This window comes from Paraglaciecola sp. T6c (assembly GCF_000014225.1).
Classification (GTDB): Bacteria; Pseudomonadota; Gammaproteobacteria; order Enterobacterales; family Alteromonadaceae; genus Paraglaciecola; species Paraglaciecola atlantica_A.
Map to the genome: position 1 here is coordinate 1,211,168 of NC_008228.1, position 20,248 is coordinate 1,231,415.

Genomic DNA, 20,248 nt, shown 5'->3' on the forward strand with positions numbered 1-20,248 from the left:
CTCGCACCATTTTAGAATTAAGCTTACTTGTACATACTTGTATATACAAGTTTATTGGGGTAAGTTAGCCAAACTAACAGGAGCTATTAATGCAACCAAGATACGTTTTAATTAAGTCGGCCATAATAGATAAAATCGAGTCTGGGAAAATGAAGCCCGGAGACAAGGTTGGCTCAGAAAATCAGTTAGCAGAAACATTTCAGGTCAGCCGTATGACCGCAAGGCGCGCGTTAACTGAACTGGTCGATGAAGGCGTACTGGCGCGCAGCCAAGGGGTGGGTACATTTGTAAGCGATCATCGCCCCATGAGCGCATTGCTGGAAATTCGAAGTATAGACGATGAAATTATGCGTCGTGGCCATGACTACAGCAATGAGGTACTCAGTCAAAAATGCGTTAAAGCCAATAATCAGCAAGCCGCTTGGTTTGACATTATGGTCGGTACAGACCTGTTTCATACTCGAGTCGTACACTTAGAGAATGCCCAGCCAGTACAACTTGAAGATCGCCTAGTTAATCCTAAATGGGCTCCGCAATACCTAGAACAGGACTTCAGCCAGACGACGGCTAACCATTATCTAAATAGCGTCGCGCCGTTGACTCAAGCGGATCATGCTATTGAAGCGATATTGCCTACTAACAGTGTGGCTCAAGTTTTAGCAATCGATAATAACCAGCCCTGTTTGCAAGTGAGTCGTCGTACATTTTCAGCCAAAGGGATCGTGAGTTACGCCTTGTTATTCCACCCAGGAAATCGTTACCGCATCGGAGGACATCTCGATTTCTCCCGTTCTATTAGGAGTGAGAATGCAACGTCTCGATAGAAATCGCACCATCCGAGCAGCAAGAGGGAGCACTTTGACAGCTAAGAGTTGGCAGACAGAAGCGGCCCTACGAATGTTAATGAATAACCTTGATGCCGAAGTGGCGGAACATCCTCATGCGCTTGTTGTGTACGGCGGCATCGGACGAGCCGCGAGGGATTGGTCTTGCTATGACAAAATCGTTGAAGTGCTAACCCGTATGAACAATGACGAAACGCTATTAGTGCAAAGTGGAAAGCCTGTGGGCGTTTTCACAACCCATGAGAATGCGCCTAGGGTACTGATAGCGAACTCAAATCTCGTTCCTCACTGGGCTAACTGGGAGCACTTCAACGAGCTCGATAAAAAAGGCTTGATGATGTATGGGCAAATGACGGCTGGCTCTTGGATCTATATTGGCTCTCAGGGCATAGTACAAGGCACATACGAAACCTTCGTCAGCGTGGCCAAAGCACACTTTGAGGGCAACTCACAGGGACGATGGATATTAACCGCTGGACTCGGGGGAATGGGGGGCGCTCAACCACTGGCCGCTACCATGGCCGGGTTCTCAATGTTGGCTGTAGAGGTGGATGAAAGTCGGATCGATTTTCGAATTAAAACAGGTTATTTAGATGAAAAAGCAGCTTCGCTAAGCCAAGCGATAGCGCGAATTGATGCGGCAAGAGCCGCTAATAAACCAATATCTATCGGCTTGGTTGGTAATGCCGCGGACGTCTTTCCCGACATACTCGCCAAGGGCATTACCCCCGACGTGGTTACGGATCAAACGAGTGCCCACGACCCTTTGAACGGATATTTACCTAAGGGTTGGACGTTGGCTCAAGCAGCCCAAACGCGCGCCGTAAACGAAGCGAGCGTGGTAAAAGCAGCGAAACAGTCTATGGCAATACATGTTGAAGCCATGCTTGGTTTGCAAGCTAAAGGCGCTGCAACACTAGACTATGGTAATAATATTCGTCAGATGGCGCTGGATGAAGGAGTACTAAACGCCTTTGATTTTCCAGGCTTTGTGCCTGCTTACATTCGCCCCTTATTCTGCCAAGGCATAGGGCCATTTCGCTGGGTGGCCTTATCAGGTGACCCACAAGACATCTACAAAACTGATGCTAAGGTAAAAGAGCTTATTCCCGACAACGAACATTTGCATCATTGGCTAGATATGGCCAGACAGCGTATTCAATTTCAAGGTTTACCAGCGCGTATTTGTTGGGTTGGCTTGGGGGAAAGGCAAAAATTGGGATTGGCTTTTAATGAAATGGTGCGCACCGGCGAATTGACCGCTCCTATTGTTATTGGGCGAGATCATTTGGATTCAGGCTCAGTGGCATCACCGAACCGCGAGACTGAAGGTATGCTTGATGGTTCTGATGCTGTTTCTGATTGGCCTTTACTAAACGCCATGTTGAATACGGCTTCGGGCGCGACATGGGTGAGCTTGCATCACGGTGGTGGTGTTGGGATGGGGTTCAGCCAGCACTCGGGCATGGTGATTGTCTGTGACGGTAGCGAAGAAGCTGATAAGCGCATAGCTCGCGTTTTACATAATGACCCGGCCACCGGCGTTATGCGCCACGCTGACGCAGGCTACGAAATCGCTAAGCAGTGCGCTAAACGTCATAAGCTCGATTTACCCATGCAAAGCGATCGAGTGACTAGCATAAACCCACAGGGGGAGGTGTAATAATGGAGCAGAAGTATCTTCTTCAACCTGGGAAGTTAACCATAGAAACGATGCGTCAAGTACACAGGCGTCATGTGCCAATCACGCTCGCCCCCGATAGTTTTGAGCGCATTCATAGCGCAGAACAAACCGTACGAGATGTCATAACCCAAGGTCGCACCGTATATGGTATCAATACCGGTTTTGGGCTTCTGGCGAATACTAAGATTGAGGTGGATGAACTCGAGTTATTGCAGCGAAGTATCGTGCTGTCGCATGCGGCTGGTATTGGCACACTTATGTCTGCATCGACCGTTAGACTCCTTATGCTATTGAAAATCAATTCACTAGCAAGAGGCTACTCAGGTATTCGATTAATCGTTATAGAAGCATTGATCGCTTTGTACAATCATCAAGTGTATCCGGCAATACCCGAAAAAGGTTCAGTAGGCGCGTCTGGTGATTTGGCCCCTCTTGCGCATATGAGCGCGGTTCTTTTGGGGGAAGGTGAGGTCATATATCAAGGAAATCAGATTTCCGCCGAGAAAGGGCTGATGATCGCTGGCTTGCAGCCTATTTCATTAGCGCCTAAGGAAGGCTTAGCACTGTTAAATGGTACGCAAGCATCAACGGCGTTTGCCTTGCAAGGGCTGTTTTATGCTGAAAATGCCTTAACGAGTTCTATCGCTATTGGCGCGTTATCTGTTGATGCAGCGCTTGGCTCTCGTGTGCCTTTCAACGAGCGTATTCATATTGTCCGGGGGCATCAAGCACAAATAGACGTGGCAACAGGATTTAGAACTTTGCTACAGGAATCTGAAATAGGCAAATCACATGGAGGGTGTGAGAAGGTACAAGACCCATACTCTTTAAGGTGCCAGCCACAAGTGATGGGAGCATGCCTGCAGCAAATGCGTTTCGCCAAACAGATTCTTGTCACCGAAGCAAATGGCGTGTCGGATAACCCAATCGTCTTTTCAGAGTCGGACGACGTTCTTTCTGGCGGTAATTTTCATGCTGAAACCGTGGCCATGGCCGCTGATATGCTCGCCATTGCCCTCGCAGAAATTGGCGCGCTTTCAGAGCGACGCATGGCGTTACTCATTGACTCTAGCTTAAGCGGTTTGCCGCCTTTTTTGGTGGACAATGGCGGGGTGAATTCTGGTTTTATGATTGCACAAGTAACAAGCGCCGCGCTAGCCAGCGAGAATAAAAGCTACGCTCATCCTGCGTCGATCGATTCCTTGCCCACCTCTGCCAATCAGGAAGATCACGTCTCCATGGCGACGTTTGCGGGAAGAAGGCTACGAGATATTTTTGATAACGTCGCGGGCATTTTGGCTATTGAATGGTTGGCGGCTTCTCAAGGTATCGATTTTCGATTTCCCTTAAAAACCAGTACGCAGTTGCAAAGTGTGCACGCTTTGATGCGCAGCAAGGTCACTTTCTACGATAAAGACAGGTACTTTTCTCCGGACATTGAGCAAGCCAAATTATTAATTACTCGCCATTCTCTAAGCGACTTGGTGCAGCAAGATATTCAGCTTCTTTGAAAGTGTGTACCTGAAAAAGATTACAATTTGTTAAGAATCACTCAGTGCAATTGCTTTAATCTAGCGGCTTGTTTAACCACTTAAATGATTTAATACATGAAGCCTAAATTAAAACACACTGTGCTCGTCGCAGGATTATACTGCTCGGCAGTGAATATAACGCATGCGACGGAAGTGCAAATTCGAACGGTACTCGGTGATGTAAACATCAATCTGTTCGATAACACAACCCCGCAAACAGTAGATAACTTCCTGAGCTACGTAAATTCTGGGGCTTATGCTAATAACGTAGTACACCGTTCAGAGCCCGGGTTCGTTATTCAAGCGGGTGGTTTTCAATACAATAACGCACTACCACTCGATGGCGTACCAACGGGGAGTTCGGTTGCAAATGAGCCTGAGCTTTCGAACGTGCGCGGCACTATTGCTATGGCCAAATTGAGCGGCAATGCGAACAGTGCAACATCTCAGTGGTTTGTTAATCTTAACAACAACAGCGCAAACCTCGATGTGCAAAATGGCGGTTTCACCGTTTTTGGTCAAGTCCTAGGTGACGGTATGGAGATTATCGATGCTATCGCCACCCTTAACCGATTTGATTTAGGGGGCGCGGCAAGCGCAGCGCCTTTGCGTGATTATACTCAAGCAGATTTGTCAGCAGGGACAGAGGTAACAGACCAACACTTGGTCATTATCAGTGATGTAGTGGTGACTGACTCAGCCAGTGTGACACACTCAGAATTGAGTCCTGTGGCCAACACATTAATCAATCAAGACACAAGCGGCGGAGGAAGTTCAGGTAGCTCTGGCGGCAGTCTTGGATTTTTAAGTTTGATAGGCCTAGCAGCACTGCGTTTTGTGCGCAGGTTATCTGCGTAATAACACTTTGTGAAAGCAAAAAAAAACGGCTCATGTGAGCCGCTTTTATTAGATAGGTAAGACTGATTAGTCTTTTGAACGACCTGCGCGCTTACGATCGTTTTCCGTTAATAACTTCTTACGGATACGAATGCTCTTAGGTGTCACTTCAACTAGCTCGTCGTTATCAATGAATTCCAACGCTTGCTCAAGTGAAAGCACGACTGGTGGAACCAAAGATTGTGCTTCATCTGTACCAGATGCACGAACGTTGGTTAACTGCTTGCCTTTAAGGGCGTTAACTGTAAGGTCGTTATCACGGCTGTGGATACCAATAACCATGCCTTCGTAAACTTCAACACCGTGACCGATAAATAAACGGCCGCGCTCTTGTAGGTTAAACAATGCGTTGGTTAGTGCTTTACCTGTTGCGTTAGCAATCAATACACCGTTTTTACGCTGACCAATGTTACCACCTTTGTGCGGACCATAATGGTCAAACGTGTGATACATCAAGCCAGAACCTGAAGTCATGGTCATGAAATCAGTTTGGAAACCAATCAAGCCACGGCTAGGAATGATGAAGTCCATACGAATACGGCCTTTACCATCTGGAGACATGTTAGTTAGCTCACCTTTACGTAAGCCAATTTGCTCCATGATTGAACCTTGATGGTCTTCTTGAACATCGATAGTTACAGTTTCAAACGGTTCTTCTAATTTACCGTCAACCTCACGCAAAATTACTTCTGGGCGTGATACAGCAAGCTCGTAACCTTCACGACGCATGTTTTCAATCAAGATACCCAAGTGTAATTCACCACGACCAGATACACGGAATTTGTCCGGATCAGGTGTCTCGTCTACACGTAGTGCAACGTTGTGAATTAGCTCATCTTGTAAACGTTCAAGGATGTTACGCGAAGTGACGTATTTACCTTCTTTACCACAAAATGGTGAGGTGTTTACTTGGAATGTCATCGTTACTGTTGGTTCATCAACTGATAACGGCGGTAAGGCTTCAACTGTGTTCTGATCACAAATAGTGTCAGAAATTTTAAGCTCACCTAAACCGGTAACCGCAATAATGTCACCAGCGTTAGCAACATCGACTTCCATTCTGTCTAAGCCCATGTAGCCTAAAACTTGGCCCATTTTGCCGTTACGTTTCTTACCATCAGCACCGATAACCGTTACTGCTTGGTTGGTTTTAATTGAACCACGCGTAACACGGCCAACACCGATTACACCAACATATGAGTTGTAATCAAGCTGAGAAATTTGCATTTGGAAAGGACCATCGATGTCTGCATCAGGTGCATTTACATGCTTAACGATAGTTTCGAACAACGGTGTCATATCTTCGCTTGGCTTATCGGCATCGTTTGAAGCCCAACCGTTAAGTGCAGAAGCGTAAACGACTTGAAAATCAAGCTGATCGTCAGTGGCACCTAAATTGTCAAACAAATCAAAAACTTGATCAATAACCCAATCAGGACGCGCGCCAGGCTTATCGATTTTGTTAATAACAACAATCGGCTTCAAGCCTTGAGCAAACGCTTTTTGTGTTACAAAGCGCGTTTGTGGCATAGGGCCTTCTTGCGCATCAACTAACAACAATACGGAGTCGGCCATTGACATAACACGCTCTACCTCACCACCGAAATCGGCGTGTCCAGGGGTGTCTACAATGTTAATGCGGTAGTCATTCCAACGGATCGCAGTGTTCTTAGCAAGTATGGTAATACCGCGTTCTTTCTCGATATCGTTAGAATCCATAACCCGTTCTTCAGCAGCGCCTCTGCTCTCAAGCGTACCGGACTGTTGTAAAAGTTTGTCGACTAAGGTGGTTTTACCGTGGTCAACGTGGGCAATAATTGCTATGTTCCTCAAGTTGTCAGTCGAGGTTTGCGATGCGCTCATGATATTTTCTCTAGTATGGGTGGATTTACCCACCATTAACGGAATTTATAGGGCGCGGATTGTACAGTTATAATGTGCATTTTGCGAACACCATTTAGTTTTTATGCGGATTTAACTTTTTAGATTTGTATTTGCACTAATAAGTGTCACCTACTTTGGCATAGAGAAGGGATAAATCCTCTTATGCATGGTAATGGTGCGCTTTTGCTCTCGATTGGTGCATTGGTGCTGGGCGCAACAAGCCGTGTCCACTTGAAAAGCCCAAATAACCGCGATTTCGCCTTTATTATGATTGGCATGATTATCGCTTCGAAAATTGCTAAGTTAACCAATACCAACGTTATTTATACATTACCGTTTATTCTGGAGGACGAAATGTCAGTAGAAAAGGCTTTACAGTTTATTAAAGAAAACGAAGCTAAATTTGTAGATTTGCGCTTTACGGACACTAAAGGTAAAGAGCAGCATATCTCTATTCCATCTCATCAAGTTAATGAAGACTTCTTTGAAGAAGGTAAAATGTTCGATGGTTCGTCAATTGCGGGTTGGAAAGGCATAAACGAATCTGACATGGTATTGATGCCAGATACAGATACATTGGTCGTTGATCCATTTGCTGAAGAAACACAAGTGAACATTCGTTGTGACATTCTTGAGCCAAATACTATGCAAGGCTACGACCGTGACCCACGCTCTGTGGCAAATCGCGCAGAAGAGTACCTTAAATCTACAGGTATCGGTGACACGGTATTATTCGGCCCTGAGCCAGAATTCTTTTTGTTTGATGATGTTCGCTTCCACACTGATATGGCGGGTTCTTTCTTCAAAATCGATTCTTCAGAAGCTAAGTGGAATTCAGGCGCTGAGTTTGAAGACGGCAACATGGCCCACCGCCCAGGTGTGAAAGGCGGTTATTTTCCAGTTCCTCCTGTTGATTCGTCGCATGACACTCGCGCAGCAATGTGTATGGTTATGGAAGAGATGGGCTTGACGGTAGAAGCACATCACCATGAGGTTGCTACTGCTGGTCAGAACGAAATCGCTTGTCTTTTCAATACGCTTGTTAAGAAAGCCGATGAGATCCAAATTTATAAGTACGTAGTGCATAATGTTGCCCATGCTTACGGTCAAACTGCCACGTTTATGCCTAAGCCTCTTGTTGGCGATAATGGCTCTGGTATGCATTGTCACCAATCTATCTCTAAAGATGGTAAAAACATCTTCGCTGGCGACAAATACGCAGGTATGTCTGAAGAAGCCTTGTTCTATATAGGCGGTATTATCAAACATGCTCGTGCTATTAACGCATTCGCTAACGCATCAACTAACTCGTATAAGCGTCTCGTACCTGGATTTGAAGCACCTGTAATGCTTGCGTACTCTGCACGTAACCGCTCTGCTTCAATTCGTATTCCTCACGTGAACAGCGAAAAAGCACGTCGTATCGAAGTTCGTTTCCCTGATCCAACTGCTAACCCTTACTTGGCATTCTCTGCCATGTTGATGGCTGGCCTTGACGGGATTAAGAACAAAATTCATCCTGGCGATGCAATGGATAAAGATTTATACGATCTACCTCCAGAAGAAGCTGCTGAAATCCCAACTGTTGCCACTTCTCTAGAAGAAGCGCTTGCAGCACTTGACGGTGATCGTGAATTCTTAACCGCTGGCGGCGTTATGAGCGATGATATGATTGACGCTTACATTGCACTTAAATTGCAAGAAGTTGAACTATTGAATACCTCTGTTCATCCAGTTGAATTCGATATGTATTACAGCGTGTAATATATTTCATTGAGGTAGCGCAGCTGCCACTGTGAATGATTCAAAGCCTGCTTTATGCAGGCTTTTTTGTATCTATAGAGTGGGTTTTATACGTATAGTTGCTCAAGTATGCCTAATGGATGATGCTCAATAGGGAGATTGGTATAAACTTTATGGTGTTTTTAAGACTGTGCTTTCAGATAATAACGGTAGGTCATCAGTGTTTCACATAAAGACAATTATCGCGGCGTTTATACTTTGTACTTGGTCTTTAGCTGTTATACCAAGTGATAGGATATATAAAATTACGACAGACGATGGCCGGATTATTTATACCGACGCTCCTACCGAGCAGGGTGAGCATGTTCCCATGTCATCTGGCTCAGTCATGACATTGAAAAGCGTTTCTGCCTCATCTATCACCACACCACCAATCGTTCGCAAACAAAGCAAGGAAATACATCTCAATGTTATTTCTCCTAAGCCAGAGCAAACTATCAGAGATAATAACGGAAAGGTAACGATTCGCACCGCCCTGGAGCCACAGGTGCAAGGGACGTATACATTGCACTTAAATGATCAAGTAATCTCCCAAAATAAGGGATTATTCAATCTTAATGATTTAAATCGAGGAGCTTATACATTTCATGTAGAGCTTGCCCACAAGTCGGGCAAGATACTTGCATCCACTCCTAAGCAGACCTTTTATTTGCACCAAGCCTCAGTGCTGAATCGCCCTAATTAGGAACATTCACTTGACCAAACGGACATGATGCGCTGAAATTTATTTTTAAGCACCAAAATGGTGCGTAGCAACTTGTTGTGATTATGCCGTTCAAAATGAAAACCGACACCTTGCTGGATAACTTATCGACTGCGGTTATCCTGTTGAATGAAAAACTTGCCATCGTAGAAGCAAATCACGCTGCTCAGGCAATGTTTGAGCGCAGTTTAAATCTGTTGATAGATTGCCCCATTAAGCAACTTATTGCTGACTCAAGTCTAGATTTCATTCGTTTTACTCAAGACATGCAACACGGGGAAGGTTATTCCGACGGTGATGTACAAATCAGCTTTGCCGATGGTCGCCACACTCACGCCGATGTAACCGTCACCTGTTTACATACAGCAGAAGGAGTAACGCTACTATTAGAAGTTCGTTTAATTGAGCAGCAAAAGAAGATCAGCCAAGAAACACAGCAGTGGGCGCAGCAACAGGCCGCTCGTGAGTTAATCCGTGGGCTCGCCCACGAGATAAAGAACCCTCTAGGGGGCATTCGCGGTGCTGCGCAATTACTTGAAAAAGAGCTACCGTCGGCAGACTTGAAAGAGTTCACTACCATGATTATTGAGCAATCTGATCGCTTACGTAATTTGGTGGATCGTTTGCTTGGCCCCAATTCCCGGCCTAATTTTCAAAGTCACAATATCCATCGTGTATTGGAGAAAGTCATCACTTTGGTTCAACTGGATCTTAGTCACGATATTGTGATTGATCGTGACTACGACCCAAGTATTCCTGAGAGCATTATTGACCAAGACATGGTGCAGCAGGCCGTGCTTAATATTATGCGTAATAGCGTTCAGGCCTTGATGCAAAGTGAGCAAAGTGAGGGGAAAATTAACGTGGTCACACGAATTGAACGCCAAGTCACAATCCACGGTGAACGACACCCATTGGCGATGAAAATCAGCTTGGTTGATAACGGCCCAGGGATACCTAGCGAGTTAAAAGACACTTTGTTTTATCCCATGGTTACCGGCAAAAAAGAAGGCACGGGGCTTGGGTTGTCGATCGCACAAACTTTGATAGACCACCACAAAGGCAAGATTGACGTAGAAAGTTGGTCAGGCCATACGGAATTTACTTTATATATTCCTATTAACAGGAAGGAACTTAATTCATGAGCACAGAACCAGTTTGGATAGTTGATGACGATAGTTCTATTCGTTGGGTGTTACAAAAAGCGCTGCAAGCTGCGAGCATTCCATGTTTCAGCTTTGAGAATCCTGAAGATTTATTGTTACAGTTGCAGACGGATCAACCACCAGAAGTGATTGTATCGGATATTCGTATGCCGCAAATGGATGGTATGGCATTACTTGAAGAAGTGCACAAGCGATATCCGAACATTCCCGTCATCATTATGACTGCGCATTCTGATTTAGACAGCGCGGTAAACGCTTATCAAAGCGGCGCGTTTGAATATTTGCCAAAACCTTTCGATATTGATGAAGCAGTAGGCCTAGTGCGCAGAGCACTCACTCACGTGCGAGAACAAGCAAAAAGTAATCAACGTCCGATTTTAGCGACCGCGACCGAAATCATCGGTGAAGCTCCTGCTATGCAAGAAGTCTTCAGAGCAGTAGGGCGCTTATCTCGCTCGAGTATCAGTGTGTTGATTAATGGTCAATCGGGCACAGGTAAAGAGCTTGTTGCACAAGCCTTGCATCGCCATAGTCCTAGAGCAAAGCAAACATTTATCGCCTTAAATATGGCGGCTATACCGGCCGATTTAATTGAGTCTGAATTGTTCGGCCATGAAAAAGGCGCATTTACTGGAGCACAGAATGCCCGGCAAGGACGATTCGAGCAAGCCGATGGTGGTACCTTGTTTCTCGATGAAATAGGTGACATGCCACTTGATGTGCAAACTCGATTGTTGCGTGTGTTAGCTGATGGGCAATTTTATCGCGTGGGCGGTCATAACCCTGTCAGCGTTGATGTAAGGATCATTGCGGCCACTCACCAAAACCTCGAGCAGCGCGTAGCGGATGGCAAATTTAGAGAAGACTTATTTCATCGCTTAAATGTTATTCGTATTCATATACCGCGCTTAACTGAGCGACGAGAGGATGTACCTTTACTCGCTGCGCACTTCTTACAAAAAGCAGGAGCGGAGCTAGGGGTAGAAGTCAAAAGTCTGAGTAAAGAAACTAAAAAGATCTTGATGCAGTTGCCGTGGCCAGGAAACGTACGTCAGCTTGAGAACGTATGTCGATGGTTAACAGTGATGGCAAGTGGGCAAGAAGTCTTGCCCCATGATTTGCCGCCAGAGATCCATGAGCTCCCCTTAAGCAAAGACAGTCAGGAAGCGTCAGGTGATTGGCAAACCTTGCTTGCAACTTGGGCCGATGAACAGCTACAGTCAGGTCGTAATAATATCTTAGATGAAGCGATGCTGGTATTTGAAAGGGTGTTACTCGAGCGGGCCTTGTTCCATACTCATGGCCATAAACAAGATGCGGCAAAACGACTGGGGTGGGGGCGTAACACGCTAACGCGTAAGCTAAAAGAGCTTAATATGTAGTGAGCCTAGACTCAGTGCCGATACATATTGGCACTGAATCGATTTTCTTGGTTGATAATAGAAGGCTTATTTAGTCAGCAAAACGGCCATCGCGCGGTTAAACATACCTAGCCATTTAGGGCAAAACTGACCATCCTTAACGCGATTCATCTCAATCACTGCACGCTTTTTGGGATGAACAGCTTGCGTGGTATGTGCCCGTGAGTGGGTAATGGCGTTGAAGGTATCTAAAATGCCTAGAAGTTTTGCTCCGTCGCAGATATCCACTTCTTTCAAGCCTAGAGGATAACCGCTGCCATCCATCCGTTCATGGTGTTGCATTACGATTTTCCGCGCTTCATTCCAATGATCTAAGTGCTCTAACAGACGTGCACTTTTATAAACATGAGAGCGCATTAAGTTAAATTCAGTCTCCGTCATTCGCCCGTTTTTGTGTAATATCTCGATTGGCATAAACGCCATTCCAAAGTCGTGCATGTAACAGGCTACGGCTAACTGGTCCTCATCGATTGGCATGCCGGCTACTTTATTCACATATGCTGCTAGTTTAGCGATACGGTCGCCACGACCAAGCCAATAAGAAGAGCGCTTTTCGATAGGTTTCATAAGTTCACGGAAGAACAAAATATCACCGCGTTTAAGATCGCTTAGGTGCTTCGGAATCCCAGTCGTCGCAAGATTAGATGAAGGAGGTCGATGGTTTTCTGCATTTTCTCCTTTGATGAAAGCGCGAACATCCAAACTGGGATCTAACAGCAGCACGGCCTCTGACAAGATCTTCTCATGCTCGGCACTGTTACTCGGCTCTATTTTTGTGATCTGTAGGATCAGTAAGTTGAATAGGCTAGCATCGTATTGGGCACTGCCGTTTTGAATACAGCTCTCGACAAAAATTTTGACTCTGTCCATGCTGAGTAACACCAAGTCACTCATGTTGCTGGTGTATTCAATTTGGCCTTTTCTGAGGAAATCTAATAGATCTTCAACGTGCTGCAGTAAAGGGATCATAGGCGTGAAGTTAACCAGACCTAAATCGCCCTTTATCGTATGAATAGAGCGAAACAGAGCGCGCTGAAGTTCTTTGTCGGTGGGTTTTATTTCCAGTTCAATTAGGGTCTGCTCACTCGCTTCGTAAAGCTCATTAATTTCTTCGAGTAAGTCTGTGAGGATGTCTTCATCCAAATCTTCATGAGTAAACTGTTGCATGTATACTGACGCCCTAACCCTGGTATGTTTACGATACGATTTTTAATTGTATCGGCCGCTCAATTATAATAATGAGATTTTTAACCTAAAATCAACGTTATACCACTAAAGTTAAGCACTGATCAGACATCCTAACCACAAAATATAGGTATAATCAGCGGCCGTTTTTGATCATAGGAATACACGTGCTAGCTTTGCTTCGGATTATCAGTATTTTCTTTTACTTTCTTTTTATCAATTTGTTGCTGGTGATAATTTGTATTCTTCGCCCTTTTCACCGAGATAATGTGCATGTAGCGGGCAAGTTGTATAGTTCAACGTGCAAATTATTAGGGCTCAAGTTGGAGGTTAGAATCGCCCCTGAAGCGTTAAACGGTGGCCCTTTTATACTTATCGCCAATCATCAGAATAGTTATGATATTTTTACTATTTGCGCGGCTGCATTGAAGGGAACAGTGACAGTAGGTAAAAAAAGCCTGAAGTGGATCCCGTTATTTGGCCAAGTATATTGGTTGTCAGGCAATATTATGATTGATCGTAAAAACTCTGGGCGAGCTATGGATACGTTGAAGGGGACAGTGAAAAAGATGCATAAACGCAAACTTTCTGTGTGGTTCTTCCCCGAAGGTACACGTAGTTATGGCCGTGGACTATTGCCTTTTAAAACAGGTGCGTTTCGTATTGCCCAGCTCGCTAAACGGCCAGTGGTCATAGTCGCGGCGAGTAATCTGCATAATAAAATTAAACTAAACAGATGGGACAATGGCACTGTAATCATTGATGTAGGTAAACCGCAAGAACTCGACAGTAGCCGCTCTACTAAAGAATGGACGGCATATTTTCATACTGCCATGGCGCAAAAAATAGCAGAATTAGACAGTGAAGTTGCCGCTGGCAACCGCTAAACTAGCGACCTAAATTGAACACAGGACAACTCATGAGTACAGAAGAACAAGCAGAATGGTTTGAATTTAACCAAGAAACAGTCGAAGCATTAATTGAAGATGGCAGCGATAGTACCAAGCCACACACTATTGAATATCACTTTGCGGGAGACGATTTTGATGTGCTAGAGAAAGCGGCTGTTGACGCATTCAAAGCGGGTTTTGAAGTGGGCGATGCAGAAGAGTTGATGCTTGACGACGGAGGCACTATTTTTTGTTTTGATGCGGTTGTTGAACGTTTGCTAGACGTAGACTTAATCAATGCTGATACCGTTAAGTTGTTAGCTATTGCGCAAAAACAAAACGTACAATTTGATGGCTGGGGCACCTACTTTATCGAGTCATAGTGTTACCTAGTGCCAATGGCGGCTATTATTTTGACGTCGCTTAACTGGCAGTAAGTTTATCTTCAGTGTTTGTTCATGGTGAAAAAACGACACTCCTTACATAAATTATAGGGAGTGCGTCATGAAAATATCAGTTGTTCACAGTGTCATATTCAGTGCCATTTTTTGCTTTTATGCTCAAGCAGATGATGTTGATTGGTCAGCAAAGTCTAGTGAGTCGCAAGCAGGGAAGGTGTTGAATGCTGCAAAAAAAACCTCTTCTTCATCTAACATCGATCAAGGTCAAGCGCTTAAAACAGCGGCCAAGGTAACTCCTCAATCGCAGGCTGCCAAAACGCTAGCTTCAAGGCCAGCACAAAGCGATATTAATCAAGAATTTTGGATATATGATGCATACGTTTCATTGCACACTGACAGCGATTATGACGGGTATTATCATCACTTCAGTGTAGGTTTTGATGTGGACTCTATTTACGCCCGTAGTGAAGTCTACGCAAGGCTTTATCTTGGGGTGAACGAGGTATTTCGAGAGTATCACACCACTGGAGACTTCTATATTGAGGGTGATATTACCGAAGACCAAATCACCGTTGAAACAGAGCTTCTTAGCGGCTTTTACCCAGATGACTATGAAATGCTAATTGAAATTTACGATGCTTACACAAATGAACTTGTCGCGGTGTCAGATGGATACAGTGATGCAGACCTCTATTTACTGAGTATCGAAAGCCAAGACAAAGAAGTGATATATGTGGAGCCTGATGTCGTGGTTATTGAAGCAAGCGGCGGCAGTGCTGGGTGGTTGATTGCATTGCTGTTGCCTATAGCGCTTTTTAGAATAACTAGGCAGTCACACTAAGCTGTCTTTACGCTGAGGTTTACAGATTGTTAGTGTCAAATTAACCCCACACTGAATTCCACCGTTAAAAGAGCACGCCACAAATGGCGTGCTCTTTTGTTTTAAAGTTACGCCATTTTTAGTCAGCTTTGCGCAGCCCTTTACCGTCAGCATGCATCTTCTTGGTTTGGATCTCACCTATCTTACAACCTCATTTCTTTTGTAAATATAGTATTTTTGATGCAACTAACCCCTTGAACGGTAAAGAAAGTTGGCTCCTAAAAAATAATTGCTGACTATTTGGTCAGGTGTGCTGGAATATTGAACAACCCTATGACAATATCGATTCAGGTGCTGCACGACATTAGGTATTTTGTCGTCATCTAGATGTCATAGAAATATAAGAACATTGCCGCCCTAAAAAATTATAAGAAGCCGGATAACTGGCGATAATATTCTCAGGAGAAACTATGAAATTAAAATACCCAGCTCTGCTGGCGCTATTAAGCGCGTCCGCAGTGCAAGCAGGGGAGCTTGTAATATCTGGTGTTTTTGACGGCCCACTTCCAGGTGGACTTCCAAAAGGCATTGAATTATTTGTTACCCAAGATATTGCCGATTTAAGTACATGCGGTGTAGGTTCGGCTAATAACGGCGGCGGCACTGATAATCAAGAATTCACTTTTCCCGCTAGAGCAGCAACTGCAGGTTCCTACATTTACCTAGCGTCGGAATCACCTCAATTCGCTGCTTTTTTCGGTTTTGAACCGACTTACACTAATAGTGCCGCCAACATCAATGGCGATGATGCCATAGAGTTGTTCTGTGACGGTGCCGTGGTAGATGTGTTCGGTGATATTAACGTCGATGGCAATGGTGAACCTTGGGAGTACCTAGACGGTTGGGCGTATCGTAATATCGATACTGGGCCTGATGGTAACTCCTTTCTATTAGGTAACTGGACATTTAGCGGCCCCAATGCATTTGACGGGGAAAGCAACAATGCAACAGCAGCCGCTCCATTTCCTTTAAAGGCATTCGCTGATGAAATTGACGGTGGCGATACAGGCGGTGGCTCTGGTGGTGCAACAGACCCGAGCGCTCCATGTTTTAACTGCCCAGCGCTAGATCCTATTGCTGATGCAAGTACGTTTGATAGTGAAAGTTATTATGCAGCTGTCAGCGCAGAAATAAACGCAAACTCGCCTGCTGCAACGATTAAAAGTGCTATTACCAGCGCTATTACGCAAGGGCAAAAGAATTTAACGTATTCAGAAGTGTGGAGCGCATTAACCCACACAGATGAAGATCCAAATAACCCTGATAACGTGATCCTTTGGTACAAAGGTACATCAATCGCGAAAAGCAGTAATGGTAGCGGCTCACAGAGCAGTGATCCTGACAACTGGAATCGTGAACATAGCTGGGCAAAAAGCCATGGGTTTCCAAATGAATCCCAAGAAGCTTACACCGATATTCATCATTTACGGCCTACCGATATTTCGGTTAATTCATCGCGTGGCAATTTAGATTTCGATAACAGCGATAATGCTTTATCTGAAGCCCCCAGCAATCGTGTTGATGATGATTCGTTTGAACCACGTGATGCCGTGAAAGGCGATGTTGCGCGCATGATGTTCTATATGGACACGCGTTACGAAGGTTTTGGTGACTCGACACCCGATCTTGTTTTGGTAGACCGCTTAACCTCAACCGGTGCTCCAGAGTTAGGGCGTTTGTGTCGCTTAGTGGAGTGGCATAATGCTGATCCGGTAGATGCAACGGAACAAACACGTAACGACACGATTTACGAGTACCAAGGTAACCGTAATCCGTTTATTGACCACCCTGAGTGGGTTGATATTTTATATCAAACACCAGCATGTGGTACCGACGGCGGTGATACTGGTGGTGAAGACGATGGCGACACGGGTGGAGACACTGGCGGCTCGGCCTCTGCAGGCGATATCGTCATCTCAGGTGTGATTGATGGACCTCTTTCTGGTGGCACACCTAAAGCGATTGAGTTCTTTGTGCGTAATGATATTGCTGATTTAAGCACATGTGGTTTTGGCTCTGCTAATAACGGCGGAGGCTCTGACGGCCAAGAATATACTTTCTCTGGCTCTGCAGCTGCAGGTGATTTTATTTATATCGCCTCTGAAGGCAGTAATTTCGATGCTTATTTTGGATTTTCTCCAACGGATACGGCTGGCGCGGCAGGAATAAACGGTGATGATGCGATTGAATTGTTCTGTGACGGAGACGTCGTTGACGTATTCGGTGATATCAATACAGACGGCACCGGTGAACCATGGGACCATGTGGATGGTTGGGCATATCGCGTTGCTAGTACAGGTCCTGACGGCTCTACCTTTACGCTTAGCAATTGGGTGTTCAGTGGGGCTAATGCACTAGATGGCGAAGCAACGAATGCCACTGCGGCTAGTCAATTTCCAATCGGTTCATACACCAGCAAAGAAGTCCTTCTAATATCTGGTGTATTTGACGGCCCTCTATCGGGCGGAACGCCCAAAGCGATTGAATTCTACGCGGTAACCGACATACAAGATTTAAGCGTATTTGGTTTTGGCTCTGCAAATAACGGTGGTGGAACAGACGGTCAAGAATTTGCGTTTTCTGGCTCTGTCTCTGCCGGTGAATATTTCTATGTCGCTACGGAAACATCAGGTTTTAATGCTTACTTTGGGTTTGATCCAACATTCATCTCAGGTGCAGCGGCTATTAACGGTGATGACGCCATTGAATTGTTCCACGAGGGGGAAGTGGTTGACGTGTTCGGAGATATTAATGTCGACGGCACTGGCCAGCCTTGGGATTACTTAGATGGTTGGGCTTACCGTGTGGCCGATTCAGGCCCAGATGGCACTACCTTTGTGTTGGCTAACTGGACATTCAGCGGCACCAATGTACTTGATGGTTCAAGCAATAATGCGACTGTGTCAACCCCTTTCCCCCTTGGCAGCTTTGCTGGCAGCGGAAATAACGACGGCGGCGACAATGGCGGTGGTGAAACACCTCTATTAGGTATGTGTGCAGACCCAGCAACCTTAATTAGCGCAATTCAAGGTTCTACGGATATTTCCCCAGCTGTTGGCGAAACTCATATCATTGAAGGTATTGTTACCGCGAGTTTCCCAAATCTTAGTGGTTACTTTGTACAAGAAGAAGATAGCGACCAAGATGCAGACAGTGCCACATCAGAAGGTGTATTTGTTTACAGTCCATCGTTAGCATTACCCGAAGCCGGAAAAGTGGTGCGCGTTTTAGGTGACGTAGCGGAAGCATTTAACAAAACGCAACTTGTTGTGTCTGAGATTAACCCTGACTGCGGAACTGGTTCAGTTACAGCCACTGCATTGACATTACCGTTTGATTCTGTTGATTCGATGGAAGCGCTAGAGGGCATGTTAGTAGCCAGTTCTGGTGAGCTGACAGTGACTGACACATACAGTCTTGGGCGATACGGTGAAGTCTTATTGTCCAATGGGCGTTTGTTTATACCTACCAACCTGTATACAGCTGGTAGTCCTGAAGCGATTGCGTTAGCGGCTCAGAATGAGCTCAATCAGATTACGTTAGATGATGGTGTAAATGGCCAGAACCCAGACGTTGTTGTTTATCCTGCTGGTGGTTTGTCTGCCAGTAATCCGCTTCGTGGCGGTGACACGGTCACTGCGTTAACAGGCGTAATGGATTTTAGCTTCAGTCTTTATCGGATTATTCCGGTTGAACAGCCGACTATTGTGGCAAGCAATCCAAGAACTGACGCGCCTGATCTTGAATTAGGTAACCTTAAAGTGGCAAGCTTGAACGTATTGAATTACTTCAACACGTTAGATGTTAGCCCGAACGTGTGTGGCCCTTCTAATCTAGAATGTCGTGGTGCTGATAGCGAAATAGAGCTTGAGCGTCAACGCGCTAAAACCCTAGCTGCTTTACTTGCTATGGACGCAGATATCGTAGGCTTGATGGAAGTCGAGAATAACGGATTTGGGGCAAACAGCGCCGTTGGAGACTTAGTTTCTGGTTTAAACGATGTATTAGGTGCTAACACCTATGCAACAGTTGATGCGGGGAGCGCTATCGGCACTGATGCGATCACGGTTGCGTTAATATACAAACCCGCGGTGGTTTCAGTCGTTGGACAACCGGCCATATTAGACAGCAGTAATTCTATTTCTGATGACGATGGTCCTTTATTCTTAGACACCAAGAACCGCCCAGCGTTAAATCAAAAGTTTGCTTTAGTTGCAAACAATGAAGAGCTGGTTGTCAGCGTAAATCATTTCAAATCCAAAGGATCAAGTTGTGGCGCTGGCGATGACGATACAACGACAGGGCAAGGTAACTGTAACCTGACTCGTACGAGAGCCGCTGAAGCATTAACGACGTTCTTGTCACAACAGTTCTCTGACACCCCTACGTTGATTATTGGTGATTTAAACTCTTATGCGATGGAAGAGCCTATCCTTAAAATTTTGCAGCAGGGTTACACTGATCTTGCCAATAAATTTGGTGGCGATGAAGCATACTCTTACTCATTTGGTGGTGAATTTGGTTACCTAGACCATGCGCTAGCTAGCGCAACATTAGTTGACCAAATTGTTGATACCACTGAATGGCACATCAACGCTGATGAACCCATAGTCTTCGATTATAACGTTGAGTTTAAGTCTGATCAGCAGCTGATTGATTACTATGCGCCTGACGCGTATCGCATGTCAGATCACGACCCTGTGGTGATTTCGCTACTACTAGAATCAGAGGTACAAGTAGTAGAGGGTGACTACGACGGCGATGGTGATGTGGATATGATGGATATTCGAGCACTGACTAGAGCAATTCAACTTCGTCAAACTATAGACAACAGCTTCGATTTTAACGAAGATGGGCAAGTAAGTTATACAGATGTAAGATTATTGCAACGTATGTGTACTCGCACACGTTGCGCTATTTAATAAGTTGTACCGTTAACAAACAGTAGGAAAAATAA

Annotated in this window: 14 protein-coding genes; 12 read left to right on the forward strand and 2 right to left on the reverse strand. The window is 45.2% G+C overall.

From position 1 onward, the window contains the following. Positions 1-89: 89 nt before the first annotated feature. The 4 genes from hutC to PATL_RS05230 all read left to right on the forward strand — a co-directional run bounded on the left by hutC (position 90) and on the right by PATL_RS05230 (position 4,919). Positions 90-824 (forward strand): histidine utilization repressor, encoded by a 735-nt coding sequence (hutC, locus tag PATL_RS05215; protein WP_011573887.1) that lies wholly within the window; start codon positions 90-92, stop codon positions 822-824. Beyond that, positions 808-2,508 carry a urocanate hydratase gene (hutU, locus tag PATL_RS05220; protein ID WP_011573888.1) on the forward strand — a complete coding sequence of 567 codons (1,701 nt, stop codon included), beginning with the start codon at positions 808-810 and terminating at the stop codon, positions 2,506-2,508. Before hutC ends, hutU begins: the two co-directional genes overlap by 17 nt. 2 nt (positions 2,509-2,510) lie before the next feature. Further along, positions 2,511-4,040 carry a histidine ammonia-lyase gene (gene hutH / locus PATL_RS05225; RefSeq protein ID WP_011573889.1) on the forward strand — a complete coding sequence of 510 codons (1,530 nt, stop codon included), beginning with the start codon at positions 2,511-2,513 and terminating at the stop codon, positions 4,038-4,040. 96 nt (positions 4,041-4,136) lie between these two features. Then, positions 4,137-4,919, forward strand: coding sequence for a peptidylprolyl isomerase (locus tag PATL_RS05230; RefSeq protein ID WP_011573890.1), 783 nt, complete (start codon positions 4,137-4,139; stop codon positions 4,917-4,919). 66 nt (positions 4,920-4,985) lie between these two features. Here the strand turns inward: PATL_RS05230 and typA are convergent, their stop codons facing one another. Further along, positions 4,986-6,821: a translational GTPase TypA gene (gene typA, locus PATL_RS05235; RefSeq protein ID WP_041713387.1), complete on the reverse strand. Its 1,836-nt coding sequence runs from the start codon at positions 6,819-6,821 to the stop codon at positions 4,986-4,988. A 375-nt stretch (positions 6,822-7,196) separates the two neighbouring features. On the opposite strand from typA, the gene glnA reads away from it, so the two are divergent. The 4 genes from glnA to glnG all read left to right on the forward strand — a co-directional run bounded on the left by glnA (position 7,197) and on the right by glnG (position 11,896). Further along, complete coding sequence (glnA, locus tag PATL_RS05240; protein WP_011573892.1) at positions 7,197-8,606, forward strand: glutamate--ammonia ligase; 1,410 nt, start codon at positions 7,197-7,199, stop codon at positions 8,604-8,606. A 199-nt stretch (positions 8,607-8,805) separates the two neighbouring features. After that, positions 8,806-9,330 carry a DUF4124 domain-containing protein gene (locus PATL_RS05245; RefSeq protein WP_232283289.1) on the forward strand — a complete coding sequence of 175 codons (525 nt, stop codon included), beginning with the start codon at positions 8,806-8,808 and terminating at the stop codon, positions 9,328-9,330. Positions 9,331-9,413: 83 nt separating this feature from the next. After that, positions 9,414-10,493: a nitrogen regulation protein NR(II) gene (gene glnL / locus PATL_RS05250; protein WP_011573894.1), complete on the forward strand. Its 1,080-nt coding sequence runs from the start codon at positions 9,414-9,416 to the stop codon at positions 10,491-10,493. Further along, a complete protein-coding gene (gene glnG / locus PATL_RS05255) occupies positions 10,490-11,896 on the forward strand; it encodes a nitrogen regulation protein NR(I) (protein WP_011573895.1) in 1,407 nt (468 codons plus the stop codon). Before glnL ends, glnG begins: the two co-directional genes overlap by 4 nt. A gap of 66 nt (positions 11,897-11,962) precedes the next feature. On the opposite strand, the gene PATL_RS05260 is transcribed toward glnG, so the two are convergent. Next, the gene (locus PATL_RS05260; RefSeq protein WP_011573896.1) at positions 11,963-13,102 is read right to left on the reverse strand and encodes an HD-GYP domain-containing protein; all 1,140 of its coding nucleotides are present in this window, start codon (positions 13,100-13,102) and stop codon (positions 11,963-11,965) included. 185 nt (positions 13,103-13,287) lie between these two features. Here PATL_RS05260 and PATL_RS05265 point away from each other — a divergent pair, with 185 nt between their 5' ends. From PATL_RS05265 to PATL_RS05280, 4 genes are all read left to right on the forward strand, one after another. Next, positions 13,288-14,007: a 1-acylglycerol-3-phosphate O-acyltransferase gene (locus PATL_RS05265; RefSeq protein WP_011573897.1), complete on the forward strand. Its 720-nt coding sequence runs from the start codon at positions 13,288-13,290 to the stop codon at positions 14,005-14,007. Between the two features lie 32 nt (positions 14,008-14,039). After that, on the forward strand, positions 14,040-14,393 hold the full coding sequence (gene rraB / locus PATL_RS05270; RefSeq protein WP_011573898.1) for a ribonuclease E inhibitor RraB: 354 nt from the start codon (positions 14,040-14,042) through the stop codon (positions 14,391-14,393). A 121-nt stretch (positions 14,394-14,514) separates the two neighbouring features. Then, on the forward strand, positions 14,515-15,252 hold the full coding sequence (locus tag PATL_RS05275) for a choice-of-anchor H family protein (RefSeq protein WP_011573899.1): 738 nt from the start codon (positions 14,515-14,517) through the stop codon (positions 15,250-15,252). A gap of 449 nt (positions 15,253-15,701) precedes the next feature. After that, positions 15,702-20,213, forward strand: coding sequence for an ExeM/NucH family extracellular endonuclease (locus PATL_RS05280; protein ID WP_011573900.1), 4,512 nt, complete (start codon positions 15,702-15,704; stop codon positions 20,211-20,213). Positions 20,214-20,248: the final 35 nt, after the last annotated feature.

What these genes read in the sequence shown, in the direction of transcription:
- hutC (WP_011573887.1), top strand. Translation starts at nt 90, where the DNA reads ATGCAACCAAGATACGTTTTAATTAAGTCGGCCATAATAGATAAAATC.
- hutU (WP_011573888.1), top strand. Translation starts at nt 808, where the DNA reads ATGCAACGTCTCGATAGAAATCGCACCATCCGAGCAGCAAGAGGGAGC.
- hutH (WP_011573889.1), top strand. Translation starts at nt 2,511, where the DNA reads ATGGAGCAGAAGTATCTTCTTCAACCTGGGAAGTTAACCATAGAAACG.
- PATL_RS05230 (WP_011573890.1), top strand. Translation starts at nt 4,137, where the DNA reads ATGAAGCCTAAATTAAAACACACTGTGCTCGTCGCAGGATTATACTGC.
- typA (WP_041713387.1), bottom strand. Translation starts at nt 6,821, where the DNA reads ATGAGCGCATCGCAAACCTCGACTGACAACTTGAGGAACATAGCAATT.
- glnA (WP_011573892.1), top strand. Translation starts at nt 7,197, where the DNA reads ATGTCAGTAGAAAAGGCTTTACAGTTTATTAAAGAAAACGAAGCTAAA.
- glnL (WP_011573894.1), top strand. Translation starts at nt 9,414, where the DNA reads ATGCCGTTCAAAATGAAAACCGACACCTTGCTGGATAACTTATCGACT.
- glnG (WP_011573895.1), top strand. Translation starts at nt 10,490, where the DNA reads ATGAGCACAGAACCAGTTTGGATAGTTGATGACGATAGTTCTATTCGT.
- PATL_RS05260 (WP_011573896.1), bottom strand. Translation starts at nt 13,102, where the DNA reads ATGCAACAGTTTACTCATGAAGATTTGGATGAAGACATCCTCACAGAC.
- rraB (WP_011573898.1), top strand. Translation starts at nt 14,040, where the DNA reads ATGAGTACAGAAGAACAAGCAGAATGGTTTGAATTTAACCAAGAAACA.
- PATL_RS05275 (WP_011573899.1), top strand. Translation starts at nt 14,515, where the DNA reads ATGAAAATATCAGTTGTTCACAGTGTCATATTCAGTGCCATTTTTTGC.
- PATL_RS05280 (WP_011573900.1), top strand. Translation starts at nt 15,702, where the DNA reads ATGAAATTAAAATACCCAGCTCTGCTGGCGCTATTAAGCGCGTCCGCA.